The organism is Pseudomonas sp. B1-22, assembly GCF_050474425.1.
Taxonomy (GTDB): Bacteria; Pseudomonadota; Gammaproteobacteria; order Pseudomonadales; family Pseudomonadaceae; genus Pseudomonas.
This window is the reverse complement of sequence record NZ_JBCHVH010000001.1, coordinates 622,658-638,267: the sequence shown is the minus strand read 5'-3', so window position 1 is coordinate 638,267 and position 15,610 is coordinate 622,658. Positions and strand designations below refer to the sequence as shown.

The window sequence follows — 15,610 nt, the reverse complement described above, 5'->3', positions numbered from 1 at the left end:
TTTGGCCGGAAACCTGTTTCAGAGAGCGTGTAGCAGACTAAAAAAAGAACTACCAGACCCATTCAGACTATGGAGTCATGGTTGCGGCGCGATGGGGAAGAACTCGCCCGAACTCCATACGCCAAGCCACTCCTGCCCATCGATCTCGCGGCTGACAGCCAATTCGACCAACTGGTAGAACACGTTGCGATGGATCAGCGCCTCCAGGTTCACCCGCACCAGCACGTAGGGCGACGGCTCCTGCGTCTGCGGGTCGAGCTCCACGCGGATCGGATGCTCGGCATCGGCCACCACCTCGTCCTCGACATTGGTCGAAAAGCGCAGCACCTGCTGCTCCCCTTCCCCCTCTACAACCAGGCTGATTGCGACGAACGGCGCGTCATCGACGGTGATTCCGCACTTTTCCACCGGCGTGACCAGGAAATAGTCGTCGCCATCCCGGCGGATGATGGTGGAGAACAACCGCACCATCGGCTTGCGCCCGATCGGCGTGCCCAGGTAATACCAGGTGCCGTCGCGGGCAATGCGCATATCGATGTCACCGCAACAATCCGGGTTCCACAGATGTACGGGCGGCAGGCCCTTGGTGGCAGGAATCTGCGCCAGCAGGTTGCCGGCGCGCTCCGGAGGGTTCAGCGGGTCGCTCATTGGTACTCCTCGTGCGTCTTCACCCCCAGAAGACTGCGGGCGTAATCTTCCAGCGGCGGTCCGATCAGGTCATCGGGGCTGGCATCCAGGAATGTCAGAAAACCGCCGCGGCTGCGGATGGTGGCACTGTCCACCAGATAGCGGTTGCCGGTTTCGATCAGCATCACCTGAATCACGCTGCGGTCGCGACCGACCGCGTTGTCGGTGTCTTCATACTGCTCGTGGCTGCCGGCGTTGTCTTCCCCGTGCGCGAAGCGGGTGTAGAGCAGGTAGTTGGCCCCCACCGCCCGCGCCTCCTTCATCGCGCCCTCAAGGCCCAACGGCCCCTGGGCACGGCGCACCATCGGGAAATACTCGACGAAGCCCTTGAACGCCTCCTCCGCCACCACGTTCGGCCGCGCATAGGGGTGACCGGGCGGCACGAACGGGCCTTGGGCGATGTAGATGAAGGAGTCCGGCTGCAGGCGCCAGTTCCCCGTGCGGCGTGCCTGACTGTGATCGAGGAAGCCGGCATCACCCGCGTAATAGCCGGTGCGTTCCGCCATGTCGCTGGGCGTCATGCAGCCCGCCAGGGCTGCCATGGCGAGAATCGCCAGAAGGGTGCGCATGTCTTGTCTCCACGGCCGGCGTCGAGAAACCGGCATTCGACCGTCGGATGCAGATTCCGCGCCACCCACCGGCACAAGCGCCCCGCTCGCACAGCGCAACGGCTGTTCAGCCATGGGTGTTTCCCACGGCCGGCTGCGTGGCGGTATCGCCCCCGCCACCGCAGGCACCGCCCAGCAGAACGACCTGCAGCTCCTTGCGACGACTGAGGTACTTCGGAACCGTGTCGCTGACGCAATGCGATGACGCCTGCAGCGCGTCTGGCAGCTTGCCAGGAACGAACAGCAGACCGGCAGCGGTCGCTGCTGCGGAGTCGGCCGACAGGCGGGTGACGGGGCGCCCGGCGTAATACACCAGGCGCATGTCCGGAACCTCGAGACTGTAGAGCGGCAGGCTGGGATGTGCGGCAGCAATCCGGGTGACTTCCGGCAACGCCTGGTAGCGATAGGCGAAGACCGTGCGCTCGAGGACGGTATAGAAGCTGACAAAACCGAACAGCACCACCAGGGGCGCCCAGACCATGGCCTTGCGTCGCCAGCCGTCCTGCCGGGCGAAGACCTGCACCCAGTGATAGCCCAGCAGCAAGGCGACACAGGGGTAGGTCGGCAGGAGGTACTTGGCGTGCTTGTCGCTGAACAGGGAGAACACCACCAGCGGCACGAGAGTCGCGCAAAGCGCCAGGAGCAGCGGCGGACTCTGCCGGATCTGCCGCCAGAGTTGCCGCGGCCCCACCAGCAGCAACAGACAGAACGGAGCAAAATCACCGGCGAGGTACAGCAGATAGGCATACCAGGGGTCGCTGCCGACGCTGCCGCTGACCTTGTCGACGATGTCCTGCTGGAAGATCGCCTTCCAGACATCCATGCCCTCATGCAGGGTCACGGCGGCATACCAGGACGCCCCCAGCGACAGGGCGATCAGCCAGCCGGGGATGTCGCACAGGTAGGCGCGCGCGCGCTCCTGGCGCTGGATCAGGGCGAAGACCAGCACCGGCAGGGTGACCAGCAGCAGGCTGACCGGCCCCTTGGTCAGCAGGGCGCAACCAAGCAGGGCGTAGCTCAGGATGCTCCAGCGGCGGCGGCCATCGACGAACAGGTAGACGTAAGCGCTGAGCAGCGACAGGAAGCAGAACGCCGTCAGGGCCATCTCGATTTCCGCGCGGCGTGCGAACTGGGCGAACCCCGCATTGGCCGCCAGGAAGATGCAGGCGAAGATGCCGACGCCGCGCCCGCCGATACGGCGCCCCCAATAGAAGGTCCCTGCTAGCGTGGCGAGTGCGAGAAGCGCCGACGGCAGGCGCACGGCCCACTCCGACACGCCACCCGCCAGGTACACCGGAAGCAATGCCAGCCAGTAGAAGAGCGGCGGCTTGGCCAGATAAAGGTCGCCGTTCATGTGCGGCAGCAGCCAGTCGTTCGCCTGGTACATCTCGCGAACCGTGACCGCCCTCCGCGCCTCATTGACGCTGAGGAAGGCGATATCGCCGTTCCCCCACAGGCACAGAATCAACAGCAGCGCTACAACCACCAGGAACCAGAATCCCTGTTCCAGTTCGATACGTGCCTGCATCAATGCAACCTCCCGCGGTGCAACGGACAAGGACAAAGGATAGGAGCGAGAAAAACGCCCAGCCCGCGAGGTTTCGCGGGCCGGAATGCGACTCGAGGAAGCGGTGCCCGGCCAGATAGCCATGCGCCGCTACAGCGCGGCGCCCATTCTGCTTGAGCCGAGGGCCGACGGGAACTAGCGGATCAGCCGCCGATGATCTTCATGACGGTGACACCGCCGGAGAAGGCGACTTCCTGCTTGTCCGCCAGGGCGCGCACCAGCAGGCGCTGCAGGGCCGGCAGGGCCTGGTGACGGGGTTTGTCGAGCAGGTCGCCGACGTAATGGCGATTGCTCGACGACAGGCAGCCATGCAGCCAGCCGGTGGACGACAGGCGCAGGCGCGAGCAGGTCCGGCAGAACGGCACACTTTCGTTGGCGATCACGCCGAAGAAGCCCTGCCCCGGCACTTCGTAGCGCAGCGCGGTGGCATCCACGGGCGCGTTGGCCTGGATGTAGGGATGACGTTCGCCGATCAGCTCCAGCAGTTCCTGCATAGCGATGAACTGCTGGTTGAAGGCATTCGGATCGCGAGCCAGGTGCCCCATGCGCATCAGCTCGATGAAGCGCAGCTCGAAGCCATGTTCCAGGCAGTAGTCCAGCAGCGGTACCACCTGATCGAGGTTCTGCCCACGCAGCGGCACCATGTTGAGCTTGATCTTCAGCCCCGCCGCACGGGCCTCGTCGAGCCCCTTGAGCACGGTCGCCAGGTCGCCGCCACGGGCGATGCGGCGGAAGGCGTCGGCATCCAGGGTATCGAGGGAAACGTTGAGGCGGCGGATGCCGCAGTCCAGCAGCAGCGGCAGCTTCTTCGACAGCAGCTGGCCGTTGGTGGTGATGGCGATGTCCTGCAGACCGAGGCGGCTGACACCGTGGAGAAAGGCATCCAGCTTGGGACTGACCAGCGGCTCGCCGCCGGTGACCCGCAGGCGCTCGATGCCGGCGGCTTCGATCAGGTAGGCAACGCCCCGGACCAGGGATTCGGCCGACAGCTCGTCCTGGGCGGCGACCAGACGCTTGCCGTCCGGCACGCAATAGGTGCAGGCATAGTTGCACGCGGCGGTCAGGCTGACCCGAAGGTTGCGGAAGCGCCTGCCCTGGCGGTCGACGATCATGCTCGGCTCCGGTGGGGATTACCCATTGAGTATATCCCCACCCTCACCCGCCACCCTGTCGCACAAGCGACGATCGGCAGCGCGAATATCGACTCAGGCGGCCGGCGTATCGCCGTCGCGCTTGCGCTTGTTGCCCATGCGCACGCCGATGTCCATGAGGAACTGGAAGAAGCCTTCCTGGTCCTCCAGCACTTCGCGCCAGAACGGCGAGTGGTACAACGCCACGGCGCCGTGCACCAGCGCCCAGGCCGCGCAGTAGTGGAAGTAGGCCGGCACGTCTTCCAGCTTGCCCGCCGCGATGCGTTCCTTGATCAGTTGGCTCAGGCGCTCGAAGTTGGACTCGCGGATCTTGTGCAGCTCCTCAACCATCTCCGGGACCTGGCTGGTCTTCACCACCTTTTCTTCCAGGCGGTCGAACAGGCGGTAGCGCTGCGGGTCGCGCATGCGGAACTCGAAGTACGCGCGCGACAGGCGCTCTTTGTCCCGCGCCACGTCTTCGGAATGGAACAGCGCCGCCAGGTCGCGCTCATAGTCCAGCATCAGGCGCAGGTAGATCTCCGCCTTGGACTTGAAATGTTTGTAGATGGTGCCTTTGCCGATACCCACGGCATCGGCGATCATTTCGACCGTGACACTGTCTTCGCCCTGCTCCAGGAACAGCTTGAGGGCGGTGTCGAGGATTTCCTGTTCGCGACGACGGAATTCGCGAACCTTGCGCGGCTCTTTCTGCATAAAAAGACTGTTCGGTCAAAAATAGTCAAAATTCGAAGCCGCGTATTATGCCTATTCAGCGCCAAATTGCACGGATCATCCGACATGATTAGCTTTTCCCACGAGTTTCCCCAACAGTTCGGCCTGCGCTACCTGAATCACGCAGCTGTAGCGCCCTGGCCCAAGCGTGCGGCTGACGCCGTAGCCGCCTTTGCCCAGGAGAACGTCCTGATCGGCGCCCGCGACTACCCGCAGTGGCTGACCATCGAGAAGCGCCTGCGCGAGCGTCTGGCACGCCTGCTCAACGCCCAGACCACCGGCGATATCGCACTGGTGAAGAACACCTCCGAAGCCCTGTCGTTCGTCGCCTTCGGCCTGGACTGGCGCGCCGGCGACCAGGTGGTGATCAGCGACCAGGAGTTCCCCTCCAACCGGGTCGTCTGGGAAGCGCTCAAGCCCAGGGGGGTCGAGGTCATCCAGGTCAGCCTGAACGGTACCGACCCCGAGGGTGATCTGCTCACCGCCTGCGGCCCGCGCACGCGCCTGCTGTCGATCAGCGCCGTGCAGTACGCCAGCGGGCTGCGCATGGACCTGGAGCGCCTCGGCGCCGGCTGCCGCCAGCGCGGCGTGCTGTTCTGCATCGACGCCATCCAGCAGCTCGGCGCCCTGCCCTTCGACGTCCAGGCCTACGACTGCGCCTTCGCCATGGCCGACGGCCACAAGTGGATGCTCGGCCCGGAAGGCCTGGGCGTGTTCTATTGCCGCGCCGCCGAACGGGAACAACTGGCGCTGCAGGAGTACGGCTGGCACATGCTGGAAAACGCCGGCAACTACGACTCGGCCGACTGGCAGCCGGCGCGCAGCGCGCGGCGCTTCGAGTGCGGCAGCCCGAACATGCTCGGCGCGGTGGTGCTGGAGGCCAGCCTGAGCCTGCTGGAAGAAGTGGGCATGGCCAAAGTGGGGGTCCTGGTCGAGGAACGCGTGCAGCAGTTGCAGGAGGGTCTGGCACGGATTTCCGGTGCGGCCCTGCACAGTCCGCTGAATCCGGCGCGCCGCGCGGGCATCCTGACCTTCAGCCTGGCCGGCTGGGACAACGCCCGGTTGCTGGAGCGCCTGCGTGCGGAACAGGTGGTCTGCATCCAGCGCGGCGCCGGCATTCGCTTCTCGCCGCATTTCTACACCAGCGACGCGGTGATCGAGGAAACGCTGGGCCTGATCGAAGCCCTGGCGCGGGCTTGAGGCAGGCAGGGCGGAGAAAGCGACTCAGCCCAGTGTGATGTATTCCAAATCCGTTTAAAAAACACCCGGCCCTGTGTGGCAGCCGCGTCATCTTGACCAATACTTGTAGATACCGGTGCGCGGCATCTCCCCCCAAGTGCCCCGCCGGTGAAGGTACCGAGGATCGCGTACCTTATTGTTACACTCCTAATGGTCTTGACCCGGATTCATCCCCCAGAACCCGGGTTTTTTTTGTCCGCGATTTTTATAGCCCGTCAGCCGTCATCGGACCGGCGGCCATCAGGCGGCCAGCGGGAACAGCCGGCGGAAGTTGGCGGTGGTCTGCTCGGCCAGGGTCTCGAAGTTCACGCCGCGCAGCACGGCCAGGTACTCGGCCACCTCGCGCACGTATTCCGGCAGGTTCGGCTTGCCACGGTGCGGCACCGGAGCGAGATAAGGCGAATCGGTTTCCACCAGCAGGCGGTCGGCCGGCACCTGGCGCGCCACCTCGCGCAGCTGCTCGGCATTGCGGAAGGTGACGATGCCCGACAGCGAGATGTAGAAGCCGATATCCAGCGCCGCCCGGGCCATCTCCCAGTCCTCGGTGAAGCAGTGCAGCACACCGGCCTGCGGCAGCGCGGCCTCGCGCAACAGCGCCAGGGTGTCGGCACGGGCTTCGCGGGTATGCACGATGACCGGCTTGCCGGTGACCTTGGCCGCTTCCAGGTGCAGGCGGAAGGCTTCCTGCTGCAGTTCGGCGGCTTCGGGCTCGTAGTGGTAGTCCAGGCCGGTCTCGCCGATAGCGACCACACGCGGGTGGTTCAGCTCGCCCAGCAGCCAGTCCAGTGCCGGTGCGGCGCCCGGCTCCAGGTCCAGCGGGTGCACGCCTACCGAGCAGTGCACATCGGTATAGCGCTCGGCCAGGTCCTTGACCGCCCTGGCATTGTCCGCGCTGACGCCGATGCACAGGAACTGGCTCACACCACGCGCGCGTGCGGCGTCCAGCGCGGCATCCAGCGAACCGCCGTGGGCGGCGAGATCGAGGCGATCGAGGTGGCAGTGGGAATCGACCAGCATGAAAACACTCTCCGGAAAATGACGAAGCGCCCATTCGGGCGCTTCGTGTCTGCAGACGGTAAAGCCTGCCAATTCTAAATGGTATGAACTACATGGTGTGGGTCGGACGGTCCGACTTCAGCGCGCCGGCCAGGTAGGTCTCGATCTTGTTGCGCGCCGTGTTGTCGCCATCGTTGAACTGCACGCCGATCCCAGCCGCACGGTTGCCCTGGGCGCCCTTGGGGGTGATCCAGACCACCTTGCCGGCCACCGGGATCTTCTCCGGCTCATCCATCAGGTTGAGCAGCATGAAGACCTCATCGCCCAGCTTGTAGGTCTTGTTGGTCGGGATGAACAGACCACCGTTGCGAATGAACGGCATATAGGCGGCATACAGTACGGACTTGTCCTTGATCGTCAGGGACAGGATTCCGTTCCGCGGACCCAGATTCGGTGGCAAGCTCATTCAGCTGTCCTGGCAGTTGTATCCATGGGCGAATTCTAGCCCGCCCCGGGAAGGCTTGCCCACTGTACGAGCAAGGCTTCGAGAAGCAAGGCACGATTGAGGTTGGCTTTGTTCAGGACTTTCTGCCGCTGCGCGAGCAACCAGTCCTGCATCGCCAGCACCTTGTGCTGTGCCGACTTCTCGGCGAGGTACTGCACCACCTTGCGCATATCGCTCAGACCGAGGCCGGCTTCGTCGCGCGCCAACTGGTAGCGCAGGGTCAACAGGGCCCAGTCGCAGAACCAGTCGAACAGCAGCGGCAGGGGCAGCGCGTTCCAGCTCTCCGCCAACTGGCTGGGGGCAGCCTGCTGCTTGAGCAACTTCTTCACCCCGTCCACCACCAGCGCACGTTGTTCGCGGACGCCCTGCCCATGCAGGCGCAGCGCGGTGAGCGGCGAGCCACCGGCCAGCACCAGCAACTCGTCGAGCCCTTCCGCCGATTCCTCCGGCAAGGCACCGGCCAGCCAGGCGCGGCTCTGCTCCCCGGTCGGTTGCGGGCAGGCCTGCTGCACACAGCGGCTCTTGATGGTCGGCAGCAGCCGGCTGGGCTGGTGGCTGATGAGCAGCAGCACCGTGTTGCCGGACGGCTCTTCCAGGCTTTTCAGCAGGGCGTTGGCGGCGTTGAGGTTCATCGCCTCGGCGGGCTCCAGCAGCACCACCTTGCGCCCGCCCAGCTGGGCGGTCTGCACCACGAAATCCACCAGCTCGCGCACCTGGTCGACGCGGATGGGCTTCTCCGGCTCCTCCGGCTCCAGCAGGAAGAAATCCGGGTGGGTGCCGGCGGCGAGCAGCTGGCAGGCCTTGCAATGGCCGCATGCCTTGCCGTCCGTCGGTTTCTGGCAGAGCAACAGGTGCACCAGGTTATCGGCCAGCACGCGCTTGCCGATACCGGCCGGGCCATGCAGCAGGTAGGCGTGAGCATGCCGCTCGCGGCCGCTCAGTTGCTGCCAGAGCCCCTGTTGCCAGGGATAGATGTCAGCCATGCAGGCGCTCCAGCAGGGTCGGCAGCAGTGTATCCAGGCTGCGCTGGACATCGGCCAACGGCTGGGCGGCATCGACAATGCGGTAGCGCGCAGGCTCGGCGCGGGCGCGATCCAGATAGGTGCTGCGCACCGCCTCGAAGAAGGCGCGGCCTTCCTGCTCGAAGCGGTCAAGCCGGCCACGGGCGGCAGCGCGGGACAGGCCGATTTCCACCGGCAGGTCGAATACCAGGGTCAGGTCCGGGCGCAGATCGCCCTGGACGAAGCTTTCCAGTTGCGCAATACGTTCCACCGGCAGGCCACGACCGCCGCCCTGGTAGGCGTAGGTGGCGTCGGTGAAGCGGTCGCAGAGCACCACGGCGCCGCGCGCGAGTGCCGGGCGGATCACCTCGGCGATGTGCTGGGCACGGGCGGCGAAGACCAGCAGCAATTCGGTGTCCACCGCCATCGCTTCATCGCTGGGCGAGAGCAGCAGTTCGCGGATGCGCTCGGCCAGCGGGGTGCCACCGGGCTCGCGGGTCAACTGGACTTCGATGCCGCGCTCGCGCAGGCGTTCGGCCAGGTATTCGCGGTTGGTGCTCTTGCCCGCGCCTTCGGGGCCTTCCAGGGTGATGAACAGGCCGGTCACTCGGCTCTCCTTAACTATTTCGGGCCCAGGTCTGTCGGGCTACTGCGCCGCCGGAGCATCGCCGGCGGGCGCGTTCGGCGCGGAAACCGGCGCCGGACTGGAACGGTAGTCGGCACGACGCTTGAGCTGGAACTCCTGCACCGCCTTGTTGTGATCGTCGAGATTGTCGGAGAAGGCATGGCTGCCATCGCCGCGCGCAACGAAATACAGACTGTCACCCGGCACCGGGTTGAGCGCCGCGTGGATGGCCTCACGCCCCGGCAAGGCGATGGGTGTCGGCGGAAGGCCGGCGATCACATAGGTGTTATAGGGGGTCGGTTCGCGCAGGTCGGCACGGGTGATCTTGCCGACATAGCGCTCGCCCATGCCGTAGATGACGGTCGGGTCGGTCTGCAGCAGCATGTTCTTTTCCAGGCGACGCACGAAGACCCCGGCGATCTGCCCGCGCTCCTGCGGCACACCGGTTTCCTTCTCCACCAGCGAAGCCATGATCAGCGCCTGGTAGGAGTCCTTGTACGGCAGGTCCGACTCGCGCTTGTCCCACTCCTCGGCAAGGATGTTGTCCATGCGCTGGTAGGCCTGTTTCAGCAGGTCGACGTCCTTGGTGCCGCGAACGAAGCGGTAGGTGTCAGGGAAGAAACGACCCTCGGGAAATACACCCGGCTTGCCCAGCCTGGCCATCACCTCGGCGTCGCTGAGGCCGGCCAGGGTCTGGCCGAGCTTGGGCTGGCGGGCGAGCAGTTCCCGTACCTGATGGAAGGTCCAGCCTTCGACCAGGGTCAGGCCGTACTGCACCACGTCGCCGTCACGCCACTGGTCGAGCAGTTCGGCGGCGGTCATGCCGGGCTTGAGGCGGTATTCGCCGCTGTGCAGCGCCTCGCCAGAAAGATTGAAGCGCCAGTACAGGCGCAGCCAGAACGCGCCGTGCAGCACGTCCTCGTCCTGCAGTCGAGTCAGCAGCCCGCCCGGCGTCGCCCCGGAAGGCGCATCGAGCAGTCGCTCTTCGGTGAGCTGGAGCGGCTGTTGCAGCGCGCGATGCTGCTCCCAGGCCGCCAGGCCCAGCACAAGCCCGGCCAGCAGCAGGCCGCCTTCCAGCAGCACCAGCAATTTGCGCATCACGTGTCAGGAATCCAGAAGTTCGCGAAGTTGGCCTTGCAGTTTACGGGTCAGCGACCCGACCGGCCAAGCATGGCCAGCAAAGCCACGCACCGGCCAGATGCCGTAGAGGCTGTTGCAGAGAAAGACCTCGTCGGCCTGCGCCAGTTCGGCGAAGTCGATGTCCCGTACGATGACCGGTAGCCCGAGGTCGCCGGCACGCTCGATCACTTCGGCGCGCATCACCCCCGCAACGCCGCAACGGCTGAGCTCGGCGGTGAGCAGTTCGCCATCGCGAACCATGAACAGGTTGCTGAACACGCCTTCGACGATCCGGCCGGAGACGTCGCGCATCAGCCCTTCGGCGAAGGTCGGGTCATCCCACTCGGCGCGGGCCAGCACCTGCTCCAGGCGATTGAGATGCTTGAGCCCCGCCAGCAGCGGCTGCTCGGCCAGGCGCGTGGCACAGGGGAAGAGCTGCACACCCTCCTCCTGGTGCTTCGCCGGATAGGCCGGCGCCGGGGAACCGAGCAACAGGCGGCGCACATCGGCGTTCGCCTGCGGCGCATAGCCGCGCGCGCCTTCGCCACGGGTCAGCATCAGCTTGGCGACGCCGTCGCCCAACGCCGTACTGAAGCGCAGCAGTTCATCTTCGACGCGATCCAGCGAGACCGGCAGGGACAGGCGTTGCACGCCTTCCTCCAGTCTCGCCAGGTGGCGTACCAGCAGGCGCGGACGGCCCGCCGACACGCGGATGGTCTCGAACAGGCCGTCGCCGTAGGCCAGCCCGCGATCTCTCACGGACAGGACCTCGGCGCTTCGGCCGTCGACCCAGCTCAGCATCAGCCGTGGAACCGGCGGAACACCAGGGAACCGTTGGTGCCGCCAAAGCCGAAGGAGTTCGACAGGGCGATCTCGATTGGACGCTCCTTGGGCTGGTGCGCCACCAGGTCCAGGTCACAGCCTTCGTCGGGGTTGTCCAGATTGATGGTCGGCGGCGCCACCTGGTCGCGCAGGGCGAGCACGCAGAAGATCGCTTCGACCGCGCCGGCGGCACCCAGCAGGTGGCCGGTCATGGACTTGGTGGAGCTCATCGACAGCCCATAGGCATGCTCGCCGAAGATCGACTTCACCGCGGCGATTTCCGCGATGTCGCCGGCCGGCGTGGAGGTGCCGTGGGCGTTGATGTAGTCGACCTGCTCCGGATTCAGCCCGGCATCGCGCAGCGCCGCCTTCATGCAGCGCGCGGCGCCCGCGCCGTTTTCCGGCGGAGCGGTCATGTGGTAGGCATCGCCGCTCATGCCAAAGCCGACGACTTCGGCATAGATGCGCGCGCCACGGGCCTTGGCATGCTCCAACTCTTCCAGCACCAGTGCACCGGCGCCGTCGGAAAGCACGAAGCCGTCACGATCCTTGTCCCACGGGCGGCTGGCCTTGGCCGGCTCGTCATTGCGGGTGGACAGCGCGCGGGCCGCGCCGAAGCCGCCCAGGCCCAGACCACAGGCGGCCATTTCCGAGCCGCCGGCGACCATCACGTCAGCCTCGCCATAGGCGATGTTGCGCGCGGCCATGCCGATGTTATGGGTGCCGGTGGTGCAGGCAGTGGTGATGGCGTAATTGGGACCCTGAAGACCGAGGTTGATCGACAGGAACCCGGAAACCATGTTGATGACCGAGCCGGGCACGAAGAACGGCGAGATGCGCCGCGGGCCCTGCTCGAACAGCGAACGGCACGTATTTTCGATGTTGGTCAGACCGCCGATACCCGAACCGATGGCAACGCCGATGCGTTCGCGGTTGGCGTCGGTGACTTCCAGGCCGGAGTCGCGCACCGCCTGATAACTGGCGGCCAGGCCGTACTGGATGAACAGGTCGAGTTTGCGAGCTTCCTTGGCGGACATGTACTGCTCGACGTCGAACCCCTTCACCGAACCGCCGAAGCGGGTGGAGAAGGCGGACAGGTCCATGTGTTCGATCGGGGCGATACCACTGCGCCCGGCGAGAATGCCTTCCCAACTGCTCGGCACATCCACACCCAGGGGCGACAGCATACCCATGCCGGTGATGACTACGCGTCTACGCGACACTGTGACTTCCTCTCATACGTTTCACGGCAATAACGCCGGCTGATGCCGGCGTTAAAGAAAAGCCGCACGCCTTTGCAGGCCGTGCGGCTTCTTTCGTCGGGGAACCGACGACTACGTCTTATGCCTGGTGGGCAACGATGTAGTCGATGGCTTCCTGAACGGTGGTGATCTTTTCGGCTTGCTCGTCGGGGATTTCGGTCTCGAATTCCTCTTCCAGAGCCATCACCAGCTCAACGGTGTCAAGGGAGTCGGCGCCCAGGTCTTCAACGAAGGAAGCGCTGTTGGTGACTTCTTCTTCCTTAACGCCGAGTTGCTCAGCAACGATCTTCTTGACGCGTTCTTCGATGGTGCTCATACCTTGTTTTCACTCCTATGGACAATCCGTACAGCTGGGCTGCGGGTAAGTGTATAGAAAGGGTTTTCTGCATTTCAAGCTGAACGCTGACGCCCCTTCGCGGCCAACCCAGATGCTCTGCCTAATCCCGTTCGCAATGTTCGGGGAATTTTAGACAGCGCATAGGACATCGCCACGAAGAAACACGTCACATCAACTCATGTACATTCCGCCATTCACCGGTACCGTGGCACCCGTAACGTAAGCTGCGCCCTCGGAAGCGAGGAATGCTACCACTTTGGCGATCTCTTCCGCTTGCCCAAGTCGACCCAGCGGAATCTGGCCGAGCAGAGCTTCACGCTGCGCCTCGGGCAGTTCGCGGGTCATATCGGTGTCGATGAAGCCCGGCGCGACCGCGTTGACAGTGATAGCACGGGAACCGACTTCGCGCGCCAGGGCGCGGGTGAAGCCCTCCAGACCAGCCTTCGCAGCAGCGTAGTTGGTCTGCCCGGCATTGCCCATGGCGCCAACTACCGAACCGATGTTGATGATGCGGCCCCAGCGTGCTTTGGTCATGCCACGCAGGACAGCTTTCGACAGGCGGTAGAGGCTGTTGAGGTTGGTGTTGACCACATCGAACCACTCGTCGTCTTTCATGCGCATCAGCAGGTTATCGCGAGTGATGCCGGCGTTATTGACGACGATAGCCGGCGCGCCGGCCTCTTTCTGAATAGTTTCCAGGGTGCTGGTCACGGACTCGTCATTGGAGACATCCAGCACCATGCCCGAACCCTGAATGCCATTGGCCTTCAGATATTCGGAAATCTTCTGCGCGCCGGACTCGCTGGTGGCGGTGCCGATCACGGTGGCGCCCATGCGCCCCAGTTCCAGGGCGATGGCCTGGCCGATACCACGGCTCGCGCCGGTAACCAGTGCAACCTTACCTTGCAGACTCATGCTTTATCTCCTGTCAGACCAGCGCCGCGCGTGCCGCCCCGAAGGCGTCCGCGGAATCCAGATTGTGGGTGGTCACGCCCTTGGCGCAACGCTTGTTCAAACCAGCCAGCACCTTGCCCGGGCCGCATTCGACCAGGTCGGTGACGCCCTTCTCGGCCAGCAACTGCACGCTCTCCACCCAGCGAACCGGGCTGTACAGCTGGGCCAGCAAGTCACGCTTGAGCGCGGCCAGATCGGCCGGAACCTGGGCGGTAACATTCTGCACCAGGGCGATCTGCGGCATTTGCCATTGAATGGCTTCGACGGCCTCGGCGAAACGCTCGGCAGCCGGACGCATCAGTTCGCAGTGCGACGGCACGCTGACCGGCAGCGCAACGGCGCGCTTGGCGCCACGCGCCTTGCAGCCTTCGATGGCGCGCTCGACGGCCTTGGCCGCACCGGCGATCACCACCTGGCCCGGCGCATTGAAGTTCACGGCACTGACCACTTCGCCCTGGGCCGCTTCGGCGCAGGCAGCGAGTACGTCGGCGTCTTCGAGGCCAAGGATGGCGGCCATGCCGCCGGTACCGGCGGGAACGGCTTCCTGCATCAGTTGGCCACGGCGCTCGACCAGCTTCACCGCATCGGCAAAGGCCAGGCTGCCGGCGGCGACCAGCGCGGAGTATTCACCCAGGCTGTGACCGGCAACGTATGCCGGCTGCGCACCACCTTCAGCCTGCCACAGACGCCACAGGGCGATGGAGACGGTGAGGATGGCGGGCTGGGTCTTGTCGGTCTGGTTCAGGCGCTCTTCCGGCCCTTCCTGCACCAGGGCCCAGAGGTCATACCCCAGAGCAGCGGAAGCTTCGGCAAAGGTATCGCGCACGATGGCGTGCTGGCCGCCCAGCTCGGCGAGCATGCCGAGGGACTGCGAGCCTTGACCGGGAAATACGAAGGCGAGGGATGCGGACATTGCAACAGGTCCCTTTTGTCTGATTCGTCAAATGGATATCGCCGGCGAGAGCCTGGCGTATTGAACTGACAGTTGGATGACGGTCTGACGACCGCGGTCACATTAGAGCAGATGTTCCAGCCGGCCATGCAGCCGCTGGGGCAGATTCTCGCGAACTTCCAGCAACGCACGACGCAAGGCGCTCTGGATGCCCTCCTCTTTCGCGCTGCCGTGGCTCTTCACCACGATGCCCTGCAAACCGAGGAAACTCGCACCATTGTGCTGGGATGGGGTGAGATCGGCGCGCAGCCGGCGGAGGAACGGCATGGCCATCAGACCCACCGCCTTGGCCGGCAAACTGGAGTTGAAAAGTTCCTCAAGGCGGGCCGCGACCATCGCCGCCAACCCCTCACTGGACTTGAGCAGGATGTTGCCGACGAAACCGTCGCACACCACCACATCGGCCAACCCGCGATACAGGCCGTCACCCTCGATGTAGCCGATGTAATTCACGCCCCGCGCCTGCTGCAGCAGACTGGCCGCCAGCTTCACCTGCTGATTGCCCTTGATGTCCTCGGTGCCGACGTTGAGCAGCGCCACCCTGGGATTCTGCTTGCCCAGCGTTTCCGCCGCGACAGCCCCCATGACCGCGAACTGGTACAGATGCTCGGCACTGCAATCGACGTTGGCGCCCAGATCGAGCAGATGGCAGTGACCACCCTGCGTCGGCACGGCAGTGACCATCGCCGGACGATCGATACCGGGCAACGTCTTCAACAGGTAACGGGACAGGGCCATCAGCGCACCGGTATTGCCGGCACTGACGCAGGCATGAGCCTTGCCATCCCGAACCAGTTCGAGGGCAACACGCATGGAGGAATCGGGCTTGCCACGCAACGCCTGGGACGGACGCTCGTCCATCGTGACGACTTCGCTGGCGTGGTGAACGTGAAGACGCTGCCGATCGACCGGGGAAAGGCCGCGCAGGTGTTCTTCGATCAGAGGCGCCTGGCCGACAAGGACCAGTTGAAGAGAGGCGTACTCGGCCAGAAAGGAAATGCAGGCCGGAACAATGCAGTGGGGACCGTAGTCCCCACCCATTGCATCAATCGCGATGATTGGTGCGGACAAGGA

The 15,610-nt window shown here is 64.8% G+C and carries 17 protein-coding genes; 1 reads left to right on the top strand and 16 read right to left on the bottom strand.

Annotation, left to right across the window (positions count from 1 at the left end; all coding sequences use genetic code 11):
• Positions 1 to 75: 75 nt before the first annotated feature.
• The 5 genes from ACQ5BL_RS03055 to ACQ5BL_RS03035 form a co-directional block, all read right to left on the bottom strand.
• Positions 76 to 648 carry a DUF1285 domain-containing protein gene (locus ACQ5BL_RS03055; RefSeq protein ID WP_430292777.1) on the bottom strand — a complete coding sequence of 191 codons (573 nt, stop codon included), beginning with the start codon at positions 646 to 648 and terminating at the stop codon, positions 76 to 78.
• The gene (locus ACQ5BL_RS03050) at positions 645 to 1,256 is read right to left on the bottom strand and encodes a DUF4823 domain-containing protein (RefSeq protein WP_243805065.1); all 612 of its coding nucleotides are present in this window, start codon (positions 1,254 to 1,256) and stop codon (positions 645 to 647) included. Before ACQ5BL_RS03050 ends, ACQ5BL_RS03055 begins: the two co-directional genes overlap by 4 nt.
• A 106-nt stretch (positions 1,257 to 1,362) precedes the next feature.
• A complete protein-coding gene (locus ACQ5BL_RS03045; RefSeq protein WP_243805066.1) occupies positions 1,363 to 2,823 on the bottom strand; it encodes an ArnT family glycosyltransferase in 1,461 nt (486 codons plus the stop codon).
• A gap of 182 nt (positions 2,824 to 3,005) precedes the next feature.
• Entirely contained in the window at positions 3,006 to 3,974 is a 969-nt protein-coding gene (locus ACQ5BL_RS03040; RefSeq protein WP_243805067.1) for a GTP 3',8-cyclase MoaA, read from the bottom strand.
• A 93-nt stretch (positions 3,975 to 4,067) separates the two neighbouring features.
• Entirely contained in the window at positions 4,068 to 4,706 is a 639-nt protein-coding gene (locus tag ACQ5BL_RS03035) for a TetR/AcrR family transcriptional regulator (RefSeq protein ID WP_152224531.1), read from the bottom strand.
• A gap of 84 nt (positions 4,707 to 4,790) precedes the next feature.
• Between ACQ5BL_RS03035 and ACQ5BL_RS03030 the strand changes: the two genes are divergently transcribed.
• Entirely contained in the window at positions 4,791 to 5,924 is a 1,134-nt protein-coding gene (locus ACQ5BL_RS03030) for an aminotransferase class V-fold PLP-dependent enzyme (RefSeq protein WP_243805068.1), read from the top strand.
• 279 nt (positions 5,925 to 6,203) lie between these two features.
• Here the strand turns inward: ACQ5BL_RS03030 and ACQ5BL_RS03025 are convergent, their stop codons facing one another.
• The 11 genes from ACQ5BL_RS03025 to plsX all read right to left on the bottom strand — a co-directional run bounded on the left by ACQ5BL_RS03025 (position 6,204) and on the right by plsX (position 15,607).
• Positions 6,204 to 6,980 carry a TatD family hydrolase gene (locus ACQ5BL_RS03025; RefSeq protein ID WP_243805069.1) on the bottom strand — a complete coding sequence of 259 codons (777 nt, stop codon included), beginning with the start codon at positions 6,978 to 6,980 and terminating at the stop codon, positions 6,204 to 6,206.
• Between the two features lie 88 nt (positions 6,981 to 7,068).
• On the bottom strand, positions 7,069 to 7,425 hold the full coding sequence (locus ACQ5BL_RS03020; RefSeq protein WP_009621447.1) for a PilZ domain-containing protein: 357 nt from the start codon (positions 7,423 to 7,425) through the stop codon (positions 7,069 to 7,071).
• Between the two features lie 35 nt (positions 7,426 to 7,460).
• The gene (locus ACQ5BL_RS03015; RefSeq protein WP_243805070.1) at positions 7,461 to 8,447 is read right to left on the bottom strand and encodes a DNA polymerase III subunit delta'; all 987 of its coding nucleotides are present in this window, start codon (positions 8,445 to 8,447) and stop codon (positions 7,461 to 7,463) included.
• A complete protein-coding gene (gene tmk / locus ACQ5BL_RS03010; protein ID WP_243805071.1) occupies positions 8,440 to 9,072 on the bottom strand; it encodes a dTMP kinase in 633 nt (210 codons plus the stop codon). The genes ACQ5BL_RS03015 and tmk overlap by 8 nt, the downstream gene beginning before the upstream one ends.
• 39 nt (positions 9,073 to 9,111) lie before the next feature.
• Positions 9,112 to 10,188 carry an endolytic transglycosylase MltG gene (gene mltG / locus ACQ5BL_RS03005; RefSeq protein ID WP_243805122.1) on the bottom strand — a complete coding sequence of 359 codons (1,077 nt, stop codon included), beginning with the start codon at positions 10,186 to 10,188 and terminating at the stop codon, positions 9,112 to 9,114.
• A 6-nt stretch (positions 10,189 to 10,194) separates the two neighbouring features.
• Positions 10,195 to 11,010, bottom strand: coding sequence for an aminodeoxychorismate lyase (gene pabC / locus ACQ5BL_RS03000; protein WP_243805072.1), 816 nt, complete (start codon positions 11,008 to 11,010; stop codon positions 10,195 to 10,197).
• A complete protein-coding gene (gene fabF / locus ACQ5BL_RS02995; RefSeq protein WP_243805073.1) occupies positions 11,010 to 12,254 on the bottom strand; it encodes a beta-ketoacyl-ACP synthase II in 1,245 nt (414 codons plus the stop codon). Before fabF ends, pabC begins: the two co-directional genes overlap by 1 nt.
• A gap of 118 nt (positions 12,255 to 12,372) precedes the next feature.
• Positions 12,373 to 12,609, bottom strand: coding sequence for an acyl carrier protein (acpP, locus tag ACQ5BL_RS02990; RefSeq protein WP_015477931.1), 237 nt, complete (start codon positions 12,607 to 12,609; stop codon positions 12,373 to 12,375).
• Between the two features lie 192 nt (positions 12,610 to 12,801).
• Positions 12,802 to 13,545 (bottom strand): 3-oxoacyl-ACP reductase FabG, encoded by a 744-nt coding sequence (fabG, locus tag ACQ5BL_RS02985; protein ID WP_207884441.1) that lies wholly within the window; start codon positions 13,543 to 13,545, stop codon positions 12,802 to 12,804.
• A gap of 13 nt (positions 13,546 to 13,558) precedes the next feature.
• Entirely contained in the window at positions 13,559 to 14,497 is a 939-nt protein-coding gene (gene fabD / locus ACQ5BL_RS02980; protein ID WP_243805074.1) for an ACP S-malonyltransferase, read from the bottom strand.
• A 102-nt stretch (positions 14,498 to 14,599) separates the two neighbouring features.
• Positions 14,600 to 15,607, bottom strand: a complete 1,008-nt coding sequence (gene plsX, locus ACQ5BL_RS02975; protein ID WP_207884439.1) for a phosphate acyltransferase PlsX — start codon at positions 15,605 to 15,607, stop codon at positions 14,600 to 14,602.
• Positions 15,608 to 15,610 lie beyond the last annotated feature (3 nt).